Annotated in this window: 2 protein-coding genes; one reads left to right on the top strand and one right to left on the bottom strand. The window is 37.2% G+C overall.

Going from position 1 to position 2,064, the window contains the following annotated elements:
- Positions 1–94: 94 nt before the first annotated feature.
- A complete protein-coding gene (locus tag CV945_RS16720) occupies positions 95–967 on the bottom strand; it encodes a glycosyltransferase (RefSeq protein ID WP_100660191.1) in 873 nt (290 codons plus the stop codon).
- A gap of 302 nt (positions 968–1,269) precedes the next feature.
- Here CV945_RS16720 and CV945_RS16715 point away from each other — a divergent pair, with 302 nt between their 5' ends.
- Positions 1,270–1,452: a hypothetical protein gene (locus CV945_RS16715; protein WP_100660190.1), complete on the top strand. Its 183-nt coding sequence runs from the start codon at positions 1,270–1,272 to the stop codon at positions 1,450–1,452.
- Positions 1,453–2,064 lie beyond the last annotated feature (612 nt).

Here is a 2,064-nt window from a genome sequence, read left to right as displayed (position 1 = left end):
TCAACATGTGATTCACCTCCTTGTCTATCAATATTCACATCATAGACAGGAAAAGCAAAAAATATTCAGCTCACTTTATGATGTGACTGAATAGTTACACGCATCGAGGCAAACCTTCTCGAAATGATAATAGCGTTACGATATCTGAATCGGACAAAATCATCGGAATATCATTACGAAAACCTAAAAAGTGAATATTTTCTAAATGATTTTGTTCTACGTATTTTTTGAGCTCTATTTCTTTTTCACCCTTACCTACAATTAAGCAATGAACATTAGAATTATACTGCAAAATTTTCTTCCAATTTCTTAGTAAAAATAAATGATTTTTATTATGATTTAGTTCTGCAATATATGTCACTACAACATCATTCTTTTTGATGCCTAATTGTTCACGGACATTAACATCCTCATTCACACTATATTGATCAAGCGAAACACCGACTCCATGCGCAAAAAATAAGGATTCATTCTCCTTGAATCCCAATCTTTGACCATTTTGATAATCTTCCTTATTCATTACTATTAAGCCATCTGTCCATCTTCTCGCTAGTTTTTCAGCCGTATAATAGATAAGCCAGTTTTGAATAGGAGCCCCTTTATAAAAATGAAATCCATGAGCCGTATAAAGAACAGCACCTTGCTGACATTTTTTCGCTGTATAACGAACTAGAAAGGAGGCGACAGGAGTATGAACATGAATTAAGTCAAAATAATATTGATTAAATAAATTCATTAATAGCTTTACGGCTTTCAAATTGGATAGCTGATAGGGCGAGCGGGAGAACGGAATATCCCAACAAATAACTCCCATTTTCTCAATTTCCTGTTTACCTCCATGTTCCGAATTTGCCGCCGCGTGTACCTCATATCCCATATCCTGTAATAATCTCATAAATGGCTTGTGGAAAGCCACAAAATGAAAATAAACTGAAGCAGCAAACAAAACCCTCTTTTTTATTGACATCAAAAATCAACCACTTTCTTTAATAATAATTATAGTGCCTATAGAGTAATCTAATTCGTCTATATAACACAAGAATTATTTTTGATATAGCAACATTCCCATAATAACAACTATATAAATCCAACTTGATTTCTCAACATGTTTAAAGATGCCAGCCTTCTGCCTATACTGCTCCTAACAAGAAAACGAGTAGCTACCATTCGTCTGGTTATGCAAGGTTACATGGACTTACAAGTGGCTCAACTTTTGAATCTTCATCGACAATCGGTCTCTTCTTATGTCCAAAAATTTAAGAAGGCGGCATGGATGCTTTATTAGAACGACGTTACGCTCCTGGTAAAAAAACTTACCTGTCTGAAGCGGAAGAAGTTCAGCTCAAGAAAATGATCTTGGAATCCACTCCTGCCCAAGAAGGGTTTGAAATAGAAGCTTATTGGAACACACGCATTCTTCAACACGTTATGGAAAAAACAATGTGTCTATGACTCGGTTTGACATCACCAAAATGCCTCATCGTTGGGGATTGAGTTATACACGCCCAACATATACCTTGAAGCGTGCAGACTATAAAAAAACAAACAAGAATTTCAAGAAAAAGTTCAAGAGTTAAAAAACTCCTCTGAAGACATGGGGTTCATGTACGAAGATGAGAGTCACATTCGTGATTACCAAGCTCTCCATGCCACATGAATCTTGAAAGGAAAACAAAAACAAGTCCTACGTATGGACATCATGCCACCGTTTCTTAATGTGGCGCACTCAACGCAATGAAGACGAGTTTTTGTGCATGGAAACAACGAGGTGTAATACATAGAGTATATTTTTCTCAATATCCGAAGAAACACATCATCGTGATTCTCGACAATGTAAGAATTCACAATGCACTACCCTAAAGCCGTTCTTAGAAAAACATCAAAAACAGCTCACACTTTTTCCGTGAAAATGCATGCGCCTTGAGCAGTCATTTTCATGCCGGGTGGAGGGCAAAGCGCGCTGCCCATGGAACTTTTCCGTGAAAATCCCCACCACTTGGTGAGTGCGGTATACGCTCCTGATCCGTGAGGGTATACTGAAAATGGCCAAAAAAGGCAATAGGA

Source organism: Geobacillus sp. Manikaran-105, assembly GCF_002809955.1.
In the GTDB taxonomy this organism is placed as follows: Bacteria; Bacillota; Bacilli; order Bacillales; family Anoxybacillaceae; genus Geobacillus; species Geobacillus thermophilus.
This window is presented reverse-complemented; position numbering and strand designations above follow the sequence as displayed.